Annotated in this window: 19 protein-coding genes and 2 tRNA genes; 12 read left to right on the top strand and 9 right to left on the bottom strand. The window is 35.4% G+C overall.

Features of this window, described 5'->3' with window-relative positions; all coding sequences use genetic code 11:
• Positions 1 to 7 precede the first annotated feature (7 nt).
• Positions 8 to 2,203 carry a DNA helicase RecQ gene (recQ, locus tag ABEB31_RS17085; protein WP_347052870.1) on the top strand — a complete coding sequence of 732 codons (2,196 nt, stop codon included), beginning with the start codon at positions 8 to 10 and terminating at the stop codon, positions 2,201 to 2,203.
• 66 nt (positions 2,204 to 2,269) lie between these two features.
• Here recQ and ABEB31_RS17080 read toward each other — a convergent pair whose 3' ends face one another.
• On the bottom strand, positions 2,270 to 2,509 hold the full coding sequence (locus tag ABEB31_RS17080) for a hypothetical protein (RefSeq protein WP_347052868.1): 240 nt from the start codon (positions 2,507 to 2,509) through the stop codon (positions 2,270 to 2,272).
• 272 nt (positions 2,510 to 2,781) lie between these two features.
• Here ABEB31_RS17080 and ABEB31_RS17075 point away from each other — a divergent pair, with 272 nt between their 5' ends.
• The 3 genes from ABEB31_RS17075 to ABEB31_RS17065 all read left to right on the top strand — a co-directional run bounded on the left by ABEB31_RS17075 (position 2,782) and on the right by ABEB31_RS17065 (position 6,227).
• Positions 2,782 to 4,341, top strand: coding sequence for an NAD(P)/FAD-dependent oxidoreductase (locus ABEB31_RS17075; RefSeq protein WP_347052867.1), 1,560 nt, complete (start codon positions 2,782 to 2,784; stop codon positions 4,339 to 4,341).
• A gap of 72 nt (positions 4,342 to 4,413) precedes the next feature.
• A complete protein-coding gene (locus ABEB31_RS17070; protein WP_347052866.1) occupies positions 4,414 to 5,115 on the top strand; it encodes an SMI1/KNR4 family protein in 702 nt (233 codons plus the stop codon).
• A gap of 23 nt (positions 5,116 to 5,138) precedes the next feature.
• The gene (locus tag ABEB31_RS17065) at positions 5,139 to 6,227 is read left to right on the top strand and encodes a DUF6630 family protein (protein ID WP_347052864.1); all 1,089 of its coding nucleotides are present in this window, start codon (positions 5,139 to 5,141) and stop codon (positions 6,225 to 6,227) included.
• Between the two features lie 95 nt (positions 6,228 to 6,322).
• Here ABEB31_RS17065 and ABEB31_RS17060 read toward each other — a convergent pair whose 3' ends face one another.
• Entirely contained in the window at positions 6,323 to 7,726 is a 1,404-nt protein-coding gene (locus tag ABEB31_RS17060; RefSeq protein WP_347052862.1) for an aminopeptidase P N-terminal domain-containing protein, read from the bottom strand.
• 251 nt (positions 7,727 to 7,977) lie between these two features.
• On the opposite strand from ABEB31_RS17060, the gene ABEB31_RS17055 reads away from it, so the two are divergent.
• Positions 7,978 to 8,415, top strand: coding sequence for an META domain-containing protein (locus ABEB31_RS17055; RefSeq protein ID WP_347052860.1), 438 nt, complete (start codon positions 7,978 to 7,980; stop codon positions 8,413 to 8,415).
• Positions 8,416 to 8,457: 42 nt separating this feature from the next.
• Here ABEB31_RS17055 and ABEB31_RS17050 read toward each other — a convergent pair whose 3' ends face one another.
• The 7 genes from ABEB31_RS17050 to msrB form a co-directional block, all read right to left on the bottom strand.
• Entirely contained in the window at positions 8,458 to 8,865 is a 408-nt protein-coding gene (locus tag ABEB31_RS17050; RefSeq protein ID WP_347052858.1) for a response regulator, read from the bottom strand.
• Between the two features lies 1 nt (position 8,866).
• Positions 8,867 to 10,135 (bottom strand): sensor histidine kinase, encoded by a 1,269-nt coding sequence (locus ABEB31_RS17045; RefSeq protein WP_347052857.1) that lies wholly within the window; start codon positions 10,133 to 10,135, stop codon positions 8,867 to 8,869.
• On the bottom strand, positions 10,125 to 10,424 hold the full coding sequence (locus ABEB31_RS17040; protein ID WP_347052856.1) for a circadian clock KaiB family protein: 300 nt from the start codon (positions 10,422 to 10,424) through the stop codon (positions 10,125 to 10,127). Before ABEB31_RS17040 ends, ABEB31_RS17045 begins: the two co-directional genes overlap by 11 nt.
• Before the next feature lie 2 nt (positions 10,425 to 10,426).
• Positions 10,427 to 10,723, bottom strand: a complete 297-nt coding sequence (locus ABEB31_RS17035) for a circadian clock KaiB family protein (protein WP_347052855.1) — start codon at positions 10,721 to 10,723, stop codon at positions 10,427 to 10,429.
• 6 nt (positions 10,724 to 10,729) lie between these two features.
• Positions 10,730 to 12,406, bottom strand: coding sequence for a circadian clock protein KaiC (kaiC, locus tag ABEB31_RS17030; protein WP_347052854.1), 1,677 nt, complete (start codon positions 12,404 to 12,406; stop codon positions 10,730 to 10,732).
• Between the two features lie 223 nt (positions 12,407 to 12,629).
• Positions 12,630 to 13,238: a peptide-methionine (S)-S-oxide reductase MsrA gene (msrA, locus tag ABEB31_RS17025; protein ID WP_347052853.1), complete on the bottom strand. Its 609-nt coding sequence runs from the start codon at positions 13,236 to 13,238 to the stop codon at positions 12,630 to 12,632.
• Between the two features lie 135 nt (positions 13,239 to 13,373).
• Positions 13,374 to 13,925, bottom strand: coding sequence for a peptide-methionine (R)-S-oxide reductase MsrB (gene msrB, locus ABEB31_RS17020; protein WP_347052852.1), 552 nt, complete (start codon positions 13,923 to 13,925; stop codon positions 13,374 to 13,376).
• Between the two features lie 335 nt (positions 13,926 to 14,260).
• Here msrB and idi point away from each other — a divergent pair, with 335 nt between their 5' ends.
• From idi to ABEB31_RS16985, 7 genes are all read left to right on the top strand, one after another.
• Positions 14,261 to 14,788, top strand: coding sequence for an isopentenyl-diphosphate Delta-isomerase (gene idi, locus ABEB31_RS17015; RefSeq protein ID WP_347052851.1), 528 nt, complete (start codon positions 14,261 to 14,263; stop codon positions 14,786 to 14,788).
• Between the two features lie 22 nt (positions 14,789 to 14,810).
• The gene (locus ABEB31_RS17010) at positions 14,811 to 15,221 is read left to right on the top strand and encodes a 6-carboxytetrahydropterin synthase (RefSeq protein ID WP_347052849.1); all 411 of its coding nucleotides are present in this window, start codon (positions 14,811 to 14,813) and stop codon (positions 15,219 to 15,221) included.
• 3 nt (positions 15,222 to 15,224) lie between these two features.
• On the top strand, positions 15,225 to 15,683 hold the full coding sequence (locus ABEB31_RS17005; protein ID WP_347052848.1) for a peroxiredoxin: 459 nt from the start codon (positions 15,225 to 15,227) through the stop codon (positions 15,681 to 15,683).
• A gap of 50 nt (positions 15,684 to 15,733) precedes the next feature.
• On the top strand, positions 15,734 to 16,702 hold the full coding sequence (locus ABEB31_RS17000) for a type I phosphomannose isomerase catalytic subunit (RefSeq protein ID WP_347052847.1): 969 nt from the start codon (positions 15,734 to 15,736) through the stop codon (positions 16,700 to 16,702).
• A gap of 56 nt (positions 16,703 to 16,758) precedes the next feature.
• Positions 16,759 to 17,025, top strand: coding sequence for a hypothetical protein (locus ABEB31_RS16995; RefSeq protein ID WP_012022371.1), 267 nt, complete (start codon positions 16,759 to 16,761; stop codon positions 17,023 to 17,025).
• Between the two features lie 76 nt (positions 17,026 to 17,101).
• Positions 17,102 to 17,175: transfer RNA gene (locus ABEB31_RS16990), tRNA-Thr, on the top strand.
• Between the two features lie 104 nt (positions 17,176 to 17,279).
• Positions 17,280 to 17,353: transfer RNA gene (locus ABEB31_RS16985), tRNA-Thr, on the top strand.
• Positions 17,354 to 17,399 lie beyond the last annotated feature (46 nt).

The following is a 17,399-nucleotide window of genomic DNA, read 5'->3' as shown; positions in this document are numbered from 1 at the left end:
ATAGAGAATGAATTCAAACGAAATTGAAATACATAAAGAATTAAAGAAGTATTTCGGCTTTAGCCAATTTAAGGGCTTGCAGGAGCAAGTCATTACGAGTATTTTAGGTCAGACTAATACTTTCGTAATAATGCCGACGGGTGGTGGAAAGTCTCTTTGTTATCAATTACCCGCTTTAATTCAGGAAGGAACAGCAATTGTTGTTTCTCCGTTAATTGCTTTGATGAAAAATCAAGTTGATGCGATTCGAAGTCTTTCTTCGGAAAATGGAATCGCACATGTATTAAATTCATCTCTTACTAAAACAGAAATTGCCCAGGTCAAAAAGGATATCACTTCAGGCCTTACCAAACTTTTATATGTTGCTCCCGAATCTTTAACAAAAGAAGAATATGTAACCTTTTTGCAAAGTGTGCCTATTTCTTTTGTAGCAATCGACGAAGCGCACTGTATTTCAGAATGGGGTCACGATTTTAGGCCAGAGTACAGAAACCTGAAGCATATAATTAAGCAATTAGGTAAAGTTCCTATCATCGGACTTACCGCTACAGCAACGCCAAAGGTTCAGGAAGATATTTTGAAAAACCTTGACATGTCTGATGCGAATACTTTTAAAGCATCTTTCAACAGACCGAACTTATATTACGAAGTTCGTACCAAGACCAAAAACATCGAATCGGATATTATCCGGTTTATTAAACAACATAAAGGCAAATCCGGAATTATTTACTGCTTAAGCCGTAAAAAAGTCGAATCTATTGCCGAAGTTTTACAGGTAAACGGAATCAGTGCTGTTCCTTATCATGCCGGTTTAGATGCAAAAACCCGCGCCAAACATCAGGATATGTTTCTGATGGAAGACGTAGATGTTGTGGTAGCAACAATTGCATTCGGTATGGGAATTGACAAACCGGATGTTCGTTTTGTAATTCACCATGATATTCCAAAATCCCTGGAAAGTTATTATCAGGAAACTGGCCGTGCAGGTCGTGATGGAGGAGAAGGACATTGTTTGGCCTATTACTCCTATAAAGATGTAGAAAAGCTGGAAAAATTCATGTCCGGAAAACCGGTTGCCGAGCAGGAAATTGGTTTTGCCCTTTTGCAGGAGGTAGTGGCTTACGCCGAAACCTCAATGTCACGCAGAAAATTCCTGCTGCACTACTTTGGAGAAGAATTTGACAGTGAAACCGGGGAAGGTGCCGATATGGACGACAACGTTCGTAATCCTAAAAATAAAATCGAAGCCAAAGATCAGGTCGTTAAATTGCTTGAGATTGTGCGCGATACCAAACACATTTACAAATCAAAAGAAATTGTGTTTACTTTAATAGGGCGTATCAATGCCGTTATTAAGGCACATAAAACAGATATACAGCCGTATTTTGGTTCCGGCTCGGGCCACGACGAAAAATACTGGATGGCATTATTAAGACAAGTTCTCGTTACGGGATATTTATCAAAAGATATTGAAACGTATGGTGTGATTAAAATTACACAGCAAGGTTTGGATTTTATCCAAAACCCGGTTTCGTTTATGATGTCTGAAGATCACGAATATACCGAATCTGATGATGAAACTATAGTTACCGGCGGAAAATCTTCCGGTACTGCAGATGAAGTTTTAACGGGAATGCTTCGTGAACTTCGTAAAAAAGTGGCCAAAAAACTGGGAGTTCCTCCGTTTGTGGTCTTTCAGGATCCTTCTCTTGAAGACATGGCGCTTAAATATCCAATCACTATTGCCGAATTGTACAATATTCATGGGGTTGGTGAAGGAAAAGCAAAAAAATACGGAAGTGAATTTGTCGAATTAATCAACAGATATGTTGAAGATAACGACATCATTCGTCCCGATGATTTGGTCGTAAAATCGACAGGAGTAAACTCTGCAAATAAACTCTATATCATTCAGAATATTGACCGAAAATTGTCATTGAAAGATATCGCTTCAGCGAAAGGGTTGACCATGGATGCTTTGATCAAAGAAATGGAGCAAATCGTATATGCAGGAACCAAGCTGAATATTAAATATTGGGTTGATGATATTCTGGACGACGATCAGCAGGAAGAAATTCACGATTACTTTATGGAATCAGAATCGGATAAAATCGAAGATGCCCTTAAAGAATTTGACGGCGATTACGATATTGACGAATTGCGTTTAATGCGTATTAAGTTTATTAGTGAAGTAGCTAATTAAGATCTATGTTAAATGTGAGATGTAAAATGTATTTGATACTTCATCTCACATTTTTCATTTAACCTCTTACTCAGAATAAACTTCACCCCGATGCGGTTTTAAAGCATCTCTCACCTGAATCATATTTTCATCGGTTACTACCATAAAAGCGGTGGCGTGCATATCGTTTACGATATTAAAACCAGTTATATTTAAAGGTAGTTTTTCTATAACGATATATTCTTTTAAATGAATTTCGTGATGCTCGGCTGTTTGAGCCGAAGCCGGTCCGCGGAAATCCCAAATCAATTTTATTTTTCTGGACATTTTTTTTAAGGAGCAAAGGTTTTAAGGAGCAAAGGTACAAAGACTCTTTTGAAAATGGAGTTTTATATTGTTTGACTTTATTGATTTTGATTGTCAGTTCGAGCGTCCCAAAGCTTCGGGAGAGAACCGCGCGTGCATTTCGACTTCGCTCAATGTGACAAAAATGAACATAGAATTGGATAAAATTTACAATTGATAAAATCTCATTCCAAAATACTACTTTTGTAGCTTCTTTTCATAGAAAGAAAAGCTAATAGAATAAACATACAAAAATGCCAAAAGAACTTTTACTTCAGGTTACACCGGAAATTGCTGCAAACGAATCATTGCTAAAAGACCATTTGTCTAAGCAGATCAAAGTGCCTTCAAATGAAATTCAGCACGTTTCTGTTTTAAAACGCTCTATTGATGCACGTCAAAAAGCGATTAAAATCAATTTAAAAGTTCTTATTTATTTAAAAAGCGAACCTTTTCAGGAAACTAAAATCGAACTTCCGAACTATAATGATGTTTCAAAAGCTCAGGAAGTTATTGTAATTGGCGCCGGTCCGGCCGGACTTTTTGCTGCACTGCAATTAATAGAATTAGGTTTAAAACCAATTGTTTTGGAACGTGGTAAAGATGTTCGCGGACGTAGACGTGATTTAAAAGCAATCAATCGGGAACATATTGTAAACGAAGATTCTAATTATTGTTTTGGAGAAGGTGGAGCAGGAACCTATTCTGACGGGAAATTATATACTCGTTCTAAAAAACGTGGTGATGTAACCCGGATTTTAGAACTTTTAGTTGCTTTTGGAGCTTCAGAAGATATTTTGGTGGAAGCGCATCCGCATATTGGAACCAATAAATTGCCAAAAATTATTGAAGATATTCGAAATAAGATCATCGAATTCGGCGGACAGGTTTTGTTTGAAACCCGTGTGACCGATATTTTGGTAAAGAACAATGAAGTAGACGGAATTGTAACGCAAAACGGCGATAAAATTCAGGCTAATAAATTGATTTTGGCAACGGGACATTCTGCTCGTGATATATTTGAATTATTAGACAAAAAGAAAATTTTAATAGAAGCAAAACCTTTTGCATTAGGAGTTCGTGCAGAACATTCTCAGGAATTAATCGACAGCATTCAATACAGTTGTGATTTCCGCGGAGAACATTTACCTCCGGCACCCTATTCTATTGTAAAACAGGTTAATGGCCGCGGAATGTATTCGTTTTGTATGTGTCCCGGCGGTGTAATTGCGCCTTGCGCGACAAGTCCTGGCGAAGTGGTTACCAACGGCTGGTCGCCATCTAAACGTGATCAGTCAACGGCAAATTCTGGAATTGTGGTCGAATTGAAATTAGAAGACTTTAAGCCTTTTGCAAAATTCGGTGCTCTGGCCGGAATGGAATTCCAAAAAAGTATCGAACAAAAAGCGTGGCATCTGGCCGGGCAAACTCAAAGGGTTCCCGCGCAAAGAATGGTCGATTTTACGCAAAATAAAGTATCATCCGATATTCCCAAAACCTCTTATGTTCCCGGCACAACCTCGGTTGAATTGGGACAGGTTTTTCCCGGATTTCTTTCTCAAATCATGCGCCAGGGTTTTCAGGATTTTGGAAAATCAATGCGTGGTTACTTGACAAATGAAGCCATTTTGCATGCACCCGAAAGCCGGACTTCCTCGCCTGTAAGAATTCCAAGAGATCCTGTAACTTATGAGCATGTGCAGATAAAAGGGTTATATCCTTGCGGAGAAGGTGCAGGTTATGCCGGCGGAATTATTTCTGCAGCAATCGATGGTGAAAAATGTGCACTATTGATTGCTGAATCCCTGAAATAATTGGGATTCTAATTTTCATGTAGTAAAAAGATTGTTATCTTAGTATTCTAATTCTAACAGAATCCGCCCCAGATGACAATACAAGAAATAGAAACAAAATACAATTTTAAATTTCCAGATCTGTACAAGGAATTGGACGCCGACGGCATGCTCGATGTTGGCGAATATGGTCCGAACTGGTATCTGGAAGTTTACCCGACTTTAAAAGATAATCCGCCTTTGCTTTTGCATTCTTATGATTTTGAATCGTTAAATTTAAAATCGGTGGCTGAAGAAATTGAAGAGCTCAGAGATCCTGAGGATTATCGAAACATCAACCCCGAATTAAAATTTATTCCTTTTGCCAAAAGTGGAGGCGGAGATCACTATTGCTTTTTTCTTAATGAAGAAAATAATGCAGATGTACCGATTGTATTTGTCTGGCATGATATGAATGAAGTCAATTATCTCGCAAAAAATCTTCAGGATTTTATATTCAAAGTATTGTTGATTGATATGTCAAAAAAAGACATTTATAATGAATTAAGCGATGAAGAATTTAGAAACGAAATACAATCGGTTTTTAAATCCCATAAAAAATATTTGAATGAGCGTCAAATCAGTATTTTAGAAGAGATAATGACCCGTAAAATTGTGGAATATGAAATACATGTTTCGCCTAAAATAATAGAATCTGCAAGAGGATTATTAACAGATTCTGAACTGGAATCTATTGTGAATAAAGTTATTCCTTTTGATAAAATGAATCAAAGTTTTAAATATTCCAACGACTAGTTTTTTAAAATATAATTTCAACCATGAAAAATATCTTCTCCAATTTATTCAATAGAAATAATGATCCGAAATCGATAATTTCGTTTGATGTGATCGATCCAATATATTCTTATTTATACAATGAAAATGGAAGTTTCGAATTTAAAGTAAAAGGAATTCAGGAAAATGTTACAGTCAATTTGTTTTATTTCCCGGGTTCTTTTGATCATGAAGAAGGACATGCAGAAATTAAAAAAGCCGGATTTAATAATCCTTATGAGGTTTTAAACGAACTTTATAAAAAGATTGACATTGGGGTTTTATCTCAGGAAAAAATAGAGGAAGGCCTCGAGTATGATTTTATACATATTCAGTTTTATTCGCAGCCGGGTCAGGAGGCAAAACAATATTTTAAGCGTGTTCTCAATAATTTCATCATCATTTTTTGCTGTACCAATAGTCTGGAAACAAACGATTTTAAAATATTATATTCCAGCGGACATTTCTTCGATTATACAAAAGGACTTTTAGATTCGAAATTACTGGATGTTAATAATCCTGAAAATGAAACTCAGGAAATCGGAATAAAAGATTTTAAAATTGTACTGCAGGGACTTTGTCAATATATGAATATTGAAATTCCGGAAACCATTGCGCTTCCGTCTACAGAAGATTTATTAGCAAGTGAAGAAGTAACAGAAGCTACTTTTCAGGAATTTATAAAATTGGTTTCGAGAGGAAATATCGACGAAAAGGAACTAAAAAAGCAATCTAAAAAACTTTTTAAAAACTTTCAGAAAGAAGCAAAAGAGTATCATAATATTGTTGAAGATCATTTTGCATTTTTTGAAAGTCTCGATGCCTGGCACAGTGACTGGAAATTTGATCCCGAAGATGCCGAATATTTTATTTCCAATTTAATTGGCGAAGATTTTACTTTTGATTATCCCGAAGAAACCTACAGTCATAATTTGTTTCCTTACATACAGTCAGAACTGGAAAAATCAAATCTCGAATTGTTAACTTATCAAACTTTTGGAGATAGCTATTTGTTTTTTGTTGCAAATAAAGATGACGTTGAAAGAATTTTGGAATTATCAGAATTGACAAAAGTTGAAATTAATCAGTTATAAAAAGTTGCCACGAATTGCACTTATTTACACGATTTTCTCTAATATTCTGAAAAATAATTGTGTAAATTAGTGTGATTCGTGGCAGAAAATAATATTTAAATCTTAGGCCACTTCATTTCATTAAAAGTGCTTTTTTGTTTAGCCAAAGCTTCAATTTCCTGCCACTTCCGTGGAGAATCAGCAGAAAGATTTTCGTATGAATTTTTGGTAATCAGGATGTCGTCTTCAATTCGAACGCCAATATTCCACCACTTTTTGTCGCATTTGCTGTTTGCCGGAATATAAATTCCAGGTTCAACAGTAAAGATCATATTTTCTTTCAGGTTGCCCATATAATTCCCTTTGTCGTGAACATCTAAACCAAGAAAATGCGAGCAGCTGTGCGGATAATAGATTCTCGCGTCTTTAGGATCGGTAATTATTCCAAGTTTAATCAATCCGTTTGCGATAAATTCTCTTGCAACTTTATTTAAATCCTGAAATCGCGTTCCTTCTTTACAAATTTTAAAAACTTCTTCCTGCGCATCATAAACCAGTTGATAAATAGCTTTTTGTTCATCAGAAAATTTTCCGTTTGCCGGAATAGTTCTCGTTACATCAGCAGAATAACCGTGATATTCAGAACCTACATCCATTAATAATAACTGATTATCAATTTTAGCAGCATTGTTTTCCCCGTAATGTAAGATACAGCCATTCGCGCCAGCGCCTACAATCGGCGGATATCCTTCGCCTTCTGCTCCGTAATGCCTGTGAATATAAGCGTGAATTCCGTCGGCTTCGTTCTCGCTCATGTCCGGACCAACAGCTTTCATTACTTCATTGTGTGCAACACAGGAAAGTTTAACCGATTTTCGCATCAAATCAATTTCTTCCGGCGTTTTTATCTCTCGTAATGAATTGGTGATGTTGGTATAAAGTTCTTCTGCTTTTTCATTTTCAGCAGTTATGGAAGCTTTAGATTTAAATATTTCAATTAATCCGGCAAGGTCAAATCCTGTTTTGTTGTTTTTAATATCAGTCGGAATTTTGTCAAAAATAATTTTGTCAAACTTTTTAAAATCAATTGCAAATGCATTAAAATCTTTTCCGTTATAAACGTTTGTAAAACCTAATTTCGATTTTGCTCCTTCAACTCCTAAACGTCTTCCTGTCCAGGTTTCCTGCGCAGCATTTCTTTCTCTTACAAAAAGAACCTCGTTGTATTTTTCTGATCCCTGAGCATCTTTAAAAAGTAACAGGACAGCATCAGCTTCTTTGTAACCCGTTAAATAGTACATGTCAGGATTTTGATGGTAGTTGTAATTAATGTCTTTAGAAAAAACTCTTTCGGGATATGAAAAAATAACTGCGACAGAATTCGATGGCATTAAGTTTCTGAAGGCCTCGCGACGTCCGCGATGAAATTCTTTAGAAAGATAATCTGTTGGGAGATTTTCCTGCGAATGAACAATTGAAATTGTCACTGCGAAAACAAACACTAAAAAGAATTGTTTCATTTTTTTGATTTTGGTGGATGATTGTGGTTTTTAATACCTGCAAATTACAAAAAAATACAATTAACCATTTTATTTTAAATATTTGAATAATAGGAATTTGGTCAAAATAACTGTAAATTAGAGAAAGAAATTGACTTTTTTTTTCAAATTTAAATTCAGGAATGTCTGAAGTGGGCACGAATATTGAGAAAAGATACTAGAAGTATAATTTCAAACGGAAAACAAATTACATTAACTTAAAAATATATTTTATGAAAAAATACACACTTGCAGTTGTTTCAGTTTTAACGCTATTATTTGCTTCGTGCAAAGCCTCAAAAGGTACTGAAGGTACAGGAAATTTGTATGATACCACTTGGGAACTGGAATACATCTCGGGACCAAGAATTGCTTTTGAAGGATTATTTCCAAACAAAAAGCCACAGATTACTTTTGATCAGAAAGAGAAGAAAATTTACGGTAATAGCGGCTGTAATGGTTATAGTGCTCCCTATACTTTAAGCGGAAACTCTTTAACTTTTGGAGAACCGGGTCCGGCGACAATGATGTTTTGTGATGGAGGCGGAGAGCAGCAGTTTTTACAGCAGATGAAAAAAATTACAAGTTACTCTGTCGATAAGGACGGAAAGCTTAATTTAATTCAGGGCGATGTGCCGATGATGCGATTTAAAAAAGTAATGAAAAAATAAAAAAGAGAGGGAAAATAAATTATTTTCCCTCTCTTTTTTTATCTAGTTAAGGTTTAAAATCCCCAGAATACTTTTGGGAATTTCTTTGAATTCCTGAATGGAATAGGGTTTTATCAGATAGGCTTTAACGCCCAGTGCATCGCATTTTTCTTTATAAGCCGGATTTATACTAGTAGAATACACAAAACATGGAATTTTATTTAACTCGTCGTTGCTCAAAATTCTCTGTAGAGCTTCAATACCATTTAGAATTGGCATGTTGATGTCTGTAAGAATAATATCCGGAACAGGATTGGAATTATTTCCGAGATAGTTCAGGAGTTCTTCTCCGTTTGTAACAAGGCTTACTTTGTCGAAATTGGGGTTGCTATTAAAAATTTCAAACATTATCTCTGCATCATCCGTATCGTCTTCTGCAATTATAATATGTAAATTCGTATTTAGTGGCATTTTATAAGATTGGGAAATAAATATTAAATGAAGTTCCTTGGTTCGGTTCACTTTCTACGGTGATATGACCTGCGTGATTCTCCATTATTTTTTTACAAATTGCCAGACCAATGCCATTTCCCGAATATTCGTTTTTGGCGTGCAGGCGCTGAAATATAGTAAAAATTTTATTAATATGGTTTTCTTCCATTCCTATACCGTTGTCTTTGATCTGAATTTTGACAAATTTCGGAAATTCGTCATTAATTTCTGACGTGTCGTTTTCGATATGTGAAATCTTAATTAACGGAGGAACATCTGCTTTGCTGTATTTAATGGCATTCGAAATTAGATTAGAAAAAAGCTGTCGCATCTGCACCTTTGAAACTTGTAACGAAGGCAGATTTCCGATCTCAAATTCGGCTTTCTTATCGGCAATTACAATTTCCAGGTCTTCACAAACTTCTGCAATTATTTCTGCTAAATTTACCTCCGTCAGATCTTCCTGAACTGTTTGGGCCGAATATCTGACCAGGTCATCTACAAGTGAACTTAATCTTAGCGAAGAAAGTGTCATCACATTTATCGCTTTTGCATCTGAATCTGAAAGATTGTCGGCATTTAATCGGCCGCCGTACATCACTATCTTTCTTAAAGGTTCTTTTAAATCATGTGAGATTACATGAATAAATTCTTCCAGATTTCTATTAATTCGGTTAAGCTCACTAATTTTTTCTTCCAGTTCCTTCTGATGGTGCAGAAGTGCTTCTTCGTGTTTCTTTTTTTCTGTTAAATCAGTAATTACGATACCAATTCCCTGAACGGCAGGTTCAAGATCTGTTAAAGCAATATAAGCAGGAAAAATTCTTTTTTCGTGTTGGGTCTTAAACAGTATTTCGTGTGTTGTAATGCCGTATTTTAACGATTCGATTAAAGCAGTAAAATGCTCAGAATTATCAAAATATTCGTAAATATAATTTCCAATAATTTTTTCTGAAGAGATGCCAACCAGATTGGAAAAATAATCGTTACAATATAAAATAAGACCGTTTCTGGCAATACTAAGAGCTCCCTGTTGAAATTTTTCGATTAGAAGCCTGAAAGTGTAATCTGCCGTCTCGAGCGAATACAGTTGAGGTACTCCGTCGTTCTGAACGACCAAAGCATCAATATCTCCCTGCCTGATAGCACTAACGATGCTGTTAGCGTCATGGAGCTGATCCTTTAATGAACTAATTTCATTTAATAAGGATTCTATATATTTAGTGTCTTGCTCCAAATTATTCTTCAATATTTAATATCCGTAGTACCTTTTGTGTGTCAGATAAGTCTCCAAGAATTATCCTTTGCGGTTTAGGATCTGTTTTTATTAATGTAGGGATGGCTACAATTTGGTATTTTACGGCTTGCTGTTTGTCACGACTAATATCTATTATTTCGAGCTCGTAATTATTTTCAAAATGTTTGTCGCAGATTTTCCGTAAATTTTCTATAGCATGCCCTGATTTTACAGACATTCCTGAAACAAAAAGCATAAATTTATGTTTCGTTGTATTTGTACTATCAGCGGAATCATCCATTATTATACTTTTAAAGGTTTGATATTGAGTCCGACTAAAACTCTTTCTTCATTAGAAAGATCACCGATTATTTTTCGAATTGGCTCAGGAAATTTTCTCACCAAAGTGGGAACTGCCAGAATTTGGTCGCCTTCTGCCAACTGAGGATTTTTCAGCAAATCGATAATTTCGATGCTGTATTTTCCTGCCAGATATTCTTCTGCATACTTTTTTATGTTTTCAAGTGCCTTTATCGACTTAGGAGTTTGTCCTGCAATATACAGCAATAATTGCCATTCAGCTACAACTTCTTTCTTCATAATTAATTACTGTTTTCTGTTAGAAGCAATTTTTTCCTGTAACTCTTCTGTTGCTTTTAAAATACTTAGTTCTTCCTCGGCAGATTCAAATTCATTTCTGAGAGCTTCAATATTGGCTTCCAGTACTTTGCGCTTACGGGCAATTTCACGGTCTTTTCTGCTTATCTCGTTCTGAAGTTTAATATCGGTCATAGTTTTAGCAAACTGATGCGTTCTTCTTGCGGCTCCGGTCAAGATTCCCTGTGGACCTAGTTCTACATCTAATAATTCTATTCCCTTACCTGTAATAACAAACTCCCTTACCTGATTGGAATGACCCATTCCTCTGGATTTTACAATAAAAATACCTCGGTTTCTTTCTCCAATTCCTTCCATGTCACGAACAGTAATCCAGGTATCAACCAAAGAAGATACCGATTCTTCTGCAAGATCGGGGCGCACCGTATCTGTCTGCTTGTTTAAGGAAGTAAAAAGTGCCGTTATGTTATTTATTTTTAGCATATCTATAAGTCTTACCAGCATCGATCTCACTTCATGCTCACTACCTACTGAAATTAAATTACTAATAGGATCAATGATTATAGTAGTAGGCTTAAATTCCTTGATTAATTTTCGAAGTGTAAGCAGATGAAGTTCCAGGCCATTTAATGAAGGTCGTGAAGAATGAATCTGCAAAGTTTTGTTGTCCAGATATTTTTGAAGATCCAGTCCGATAGATTTCATGTTTCTGACCAATTGCTGTGGAGATTCTTCAAAAGCAAAATAAATGGTTTTTTCCTTTTTCTCACATTGTTTAAATGCAAAGTAGGAGGCAATAGTGGTTTTTGCAGTTCCGGCAGTTCCGGATATTAAAATATTGCTTCCACGGTAATAACCGCCTCCATCAAACATGCCGTCCAGACCAGTTAATCCGGTTGGAATAATTTCAGAGGAGACTTCATTATCCAGTTTAAGAGATGTAATTGGAAGCACGGAAATTCCGTCCTCATCAATAAGAAAAGGATATTCGTTTGTACCATGTGTAGATCCTCTGTATTTTACAATACGAAGTCTTCTTGTAGAAACTTGCTCAATTACACGATGATCCAGCAGAATTACACAGTCTGACACATATTCTTCCAAGCCCTGACGGGTAAGTGTAGCTTCGCCTCTTTCACCTGTAATGATAGCGGTTACGCCTTTTGTTTTAAGCCAGTGAAATAATCTTCGCAGTTCTGCCCTCAGGATAGCCTGATTGTCAAGTCCTGAAAATAAGGATTCAATAGTGTCCAATACAACACGAGTTGCTTTTATAGAGTCTATAGCATGACCTAGTCTAATGAATAATCCGTCGAGATCATATTCTCCTGCTTCTTCAATTTCTGATCTTTCAACTCTTACGTGATCGACTACGATCTTTTTTTCCGATTTTAATTTTTCCAGGTCGAAACCCAGTGATTTAACGTTTAAAGTCAGGTCATCTGAAGGTTCTTCAAATGACATAAAAACTCCCCGTTCATTATATTCCGTGATACCTTTTATTAGAAATTGCATTCCTAATAATGTTTTTCCACAGCCGGCTCCTCCGCAGATTAGAGTTGGTCGTCCTTTTGGGAAACCTCCATCAGTAATCTCATCCAGACCGTCTACTCCTGTTGGAGTTTTGGGAAATTTAAAGCTATGTGATTTTGATTTTTTTTCCACGCTGTAAAATATTCTGTTTACTCAAATATACGTTTTTCAAAATAATTTTGCATTACGAATTATTAAAGATTTAACAACTAAATGCACTATTTATCGCATTAAAAAAGGAAGTGTTAATGTTTTAAATAGCTAAAAATTAAGGTTCTAAAAATAATACGCAAGTTTTGTCTTATAAATAAAAAACCGCCACATACCTGGCGGTTTTAATAGATTGTATTGTAATTTATTTCTTTTTCAGCTTGTCTTTAAACACCTTTTCAAATTTTTCAATTTTAGGCTGAATTACCATTTTGCAATACGGCTGGTTTTTATTGTTTGCATAATAATTCTGATGGTAATCTTCTGCTTTATAAAATACTTTAAACGGCTCTACTTTTGTTACAATCGGATTGCTGTAGACTTTTGCTTTGTTTAATTCGGCAATAATACTTTGTGCAGCTTTTTTCTGTTCTTCGTTTTTATAAAAGATCACCGAACGATATTGGGTACCAACATCTGCACCTTGTCTGTTTAAAGTTGTCGGATCATGAACGGTAAAAAAGACCTTAAATATTTCATTAATGTCTGTTTTTGTTTTGTCGTAGGTTATCTGCACAACTTCTGCGTGACCTGTTGTTCCGGTAGAAACGTCTTCGTAAGTTGGATTGGCAGCTTTTCCACCAGAAAAGCCGGAAACAACCGATTTTACGCCGTCCAGATTTTCATAAACTGCTTCAACACACCAGTAGCAGCCTCCGCCAAGCGTAATGGTTTCTAGATTTGAAGCTTTTTTATTTTGTGCAAAGCCATTCAGCGAAAGCACAGAAAAGAATATTAAAAGTATATTTTTCATTATATTTTTTATTTAACAGATAGTTGTTTAAATTCTATAAAGACGTTGACTCCGGTAAAAGCTTGTGCGATATTATGCAAACGTGTTTCTTTATTTAAAATAGAGAGTTATGCTATATGCGTCTGAAATGTTTTTTTATTTAGAATCAGGAATAAAATCTAGAGCGATTGAATTCATGCAATAACGTTTTCCTGTTGGCTCGGGACCATCGTCAAAAATATGGCCCAAATGTCCGCCACAGCGTCCGCATAAAGTTTCAGTTCGTTCCATTCCGATAGAATTGTCTTCTTTAAAAACAATGCTTTTTTTATCAGATTGTTCGTAGAAACTAGGCCATCCGCAGCTGCTTGAGAATTTTGCAGTCGATCTGAAGAGTTTATTCCCGCAAGAAGCGCAATAGTACGTTCCTTTTTCATCTGTATTCCAATATTTTCCTGTAAAAGGTCTTTCGGTATCTGCTTCGCGCATCACGGCATACACATCCTCAGGTAAAACCTTTTTCCATTCTGCATTACTTACGTTAAGTTTTTTAGTGTCAGTATTAGAATAATAAGGATTGCCGGCTTTATTGATAATGTTTTCCATAGCAGTAGATTTTGTTTGCTTTTTAGTGTTTTGTCCGCATGCCTGTAAAATAAAAAGCGGTAATAAAAAACAAAGGCTGATAAATTGAGTTTTTGATTTCATATTAATGAATAGTAAAATTGTAATGAGTTTAGAATCAGTATTATTTAGGACTTTACATTTTTTATATTTCAAAGGTACAACGAGATTATGTCCCGAAAAGATGCCTTTGAAATAATTCAGATTTTTTTAAGTGTGTTTTAACTTTTTATTAGTTACGTAAAATAAGACAATCTAGTTTTTATGTCTTAATTTTAACAGCTTTTAATTTTTATTGGAAATTTATACGATTGTAAATCAGTAAAATATAAATTAAGTTTTATTTTGGTTTACTGCAATTTAAATTACGATTTTTAAGCCATTTCTTTTTTCGTATTTTTGTTTTATTAAGAAGCCTTATGACAGAAGAGAACGTAATATTAGTAAACGAAAACGACGAGCAAATTGGTTTAATGCCAAAATTAGAAGCCCATGAAAAGGCAGTTTTGCACCGTGCATTTTCGGTTTTTGTTTTAAATAACCAGAATGAAATAATGTTGCAGCAGCGAGCACATCAAAAATACCATTCTCCGTTGCTATGGACCAATACATGCTGCAGTCACCAGCGTGAAGGCGAAAACAATATCGATGCAGGAAGCAGACGATTGTTTGAAGAAATGGGATTTAAAACAGATTTAAAAGAACTGTTTCATTTTATATACAAAGCGCCTTTTGATAATGGACTGACAGAACACGAGCTGGACCATGTAATGATTGGATATTATAATGATAATCCAGACATAAACAGGGAAGAAGCAGAAGACTGGAAATGGATGAAAATTGAAGATGTAAAAGCAGATATTGAAAGACAGCCCGAAATATATACTGTCTGGTTTAAAATAATTTTTGACGAATTCTATCATTATTTAGAAGAGCATAAACTTTAACCCCGATTAACCAACAACCTAAATGAGAGTAACCATATCAAGAAAAGCACATTTTAATGCTGCGCATCGACTACATCGAAAAGATTGGTCATTTGAAAAAAACGATGCTGTTTTTGGAAAATGCAACAATCCAAATTTTCATGGTCATAACTATGGTTTAACAGTAAGTGTTACAGGGAAAATTGACCCGGAAACTGGTTTTGTTTTAGATGTGAAAGTATTAGCGGATATTATACGTGAAGAAGTAGAGATTCCGTTTGATCACAAAAATCTGAATCTGGATGTTCCGGAATTTTCAGATTTAAATCCGACTGCAGAGAATATTGCAGTTGTGATATGGAATAAAATTAGACAAAGAATTCATGCCGACTTTGATCTGGAAGTGGTACTGAATGAAACCGACCGCAATTTTGTAACTTATAAAGGAGAATAAAAAATGTCATTAAAAATAGGAGATATAGTTCCGAATTTTACTGCTAAAGACAACAACGGAGAACTTTTTCAAAGCCAGAGCGTTTTAGGAAGGAAGCCACTGGTAGTTTATTTTTATCCAAAAGATAATACGCCTGGCTGCACTACCGAAGCCTGCACATTTCGGGATCAATATGAAGATTTTAAAGATCTTGGAGCAGAGGTAATCGGTATTAGCAGCGACAGTGTAAAATCGCACCATAAATTTGCAGCTAAATATCAGTTGCCCTTTATTCTGCTTTCAGACCAGGATAAAAGATTAAGAAAGCTTTTTGGTGTACGAAATAATTTGTTCGGACTTTTGCCGGGACGAGTTACCTATATCATAGATAAAAACGGATTGCTGATTTCGGTTTTTGACAGTGTAAATGCTGCCAAACATATTCCGAAAGCCTTAGAAATAGTAAAAGAATTAGTATTATAAAGAGAAAATAAATAGTAGAAATTAATTAATCAAATATATTAGCCAAAAAAATGAGCCAAAATTTATACCCTTTACAATTTGAACCTATCCTTAAAGAAAGAATCTGGGGAGGAGAAAAACTAAAAACAATCCTTAATAAACCAATCACTTCTAAAATTACAGGAGAAAGCTGGGAGTTATCTACCGTAGAAGGAGATGTAAGCGTAGTATCGAATGGAGATTTAAAAGGTAAATCTTTAATGGAACTGATTGACGAAACTCCCGACGCCATCTTGGGAACTAAAGTTCACGCACGTTTTGGGAAACAATTTCCGCTGCTTTTTAAATATTTAGATGCCAGAGAAGATCTTTCTATTCAGGTGCATCCAAACGATAAATTGGCAAAAGAGCGTCATAATTCATTCGGAAAAACAGAAATGTGGTATGTAATGCAGGCCGACGCTGACGCGAGGATTATTGTAGGTTTTAAAGAAGATTCCAGTAAAGAAGAATATTTAAAACATTTACATGATAATACTTTGGTTTCAATTTTAGACGATGTTAAAGCTAAATCGGGAGACGTTTTCTTTTTAGAAACCGGGACGGTACATGCTATTGGTGCAGGTTTGGTTGTGGCCGAAATCCAGCAAACATCGGATATAACGTATCGTTTATACGATTTTGATCGTGTAGATGCACAGGGAAATAAGCGTGAACTGCATGTTGACCTTGCCTTAGATGCTATTAACTATAATAAAGTTGATACACAGAAAAAATATACTTCAGAAATTAATACTTCAAATACAGTAGTAGACTGTCCGTATTTTACAACCAATTTTGTTCCGCTTGATGGAAAAGTTGAGGTTTCAAAATCAGGAGAAACATTTACCGTTTACATGTGTATTGAAGGAAGTTTTGAAATTGCCTATAATGACTTTAAACAAACATATAAACAAGGCGATACCATTTTGGTGCCGGCTGCGATTAATGCATTTGTTCTGAGTGGAAAGGCTTCAATTTTAGAAATTTACATTTCATAGCACTAAATATAAAGATTATATGTACTTTTGCAGACGCAAATTAAAATAATAATAAAATGGCAAACGTTAAGAATTTAAAGAAAGACATCAACTTCGTATTAGGAGATATTATTGAAGCAGTTTACTTGTTTGAGATGTCAACAACAGGAAATCCAACTCCGGAAACGAATGCTTTGATCGATGAAGCTATAGCTGCATTTGATACTTTGATTACAAAAGTGAACGCAAAGAATGTTGAAAATAAAAAAGCACACTTCAAACAAATTAATGTTGAATTAGAACAAACTGCTAATCAATTGATTGAAAAAATCAACGCATTATAAGCGAAAAAAAGTGTAAAAAAGTGCAAATTTATTTTGGGAAAACGAAAAACCGCTTTATATTTGCACCCGTATTGAGGCCGATGTAGCTCAGCTGGCTAGAGCAGCTGATTTGTAATCAGCAGGTCGTGGGTTCGAGTCCCTCTATCGGCTCAACGAAAACCATCACAGAAATGTGGTGGTTTTTTTGCTTAAAATGAGGGGCAGATTTATTTTGTAATAATAAAAAACAATTTTATATTTGCACCCGAAATAACGCCGATGTAGCTCAGCTGGCTAGAGCAGCTGATTTGTAATCAGCAGGTCGTGGGTTCGAGTCCCTCTATCGGCTCAAAAACCATCACAGAAATGTGGTGGTTTTTTTTTGGTCAGGAATT

It is taken from the genome of Flavobacterium olei (assembly GCF_039749035.1).
GTDB classification, from domain to species: Bacteria; Bacteroidota; Bacteroidia; order Flavobacteriales; family Flavobacteriaceae; genus Flavobacterium; species Flavobacterium olei.
Note: the sequence above shows the minus strand (reverse complement) of the source record. Positions and strands in the feature narration are given on the sequence as shown.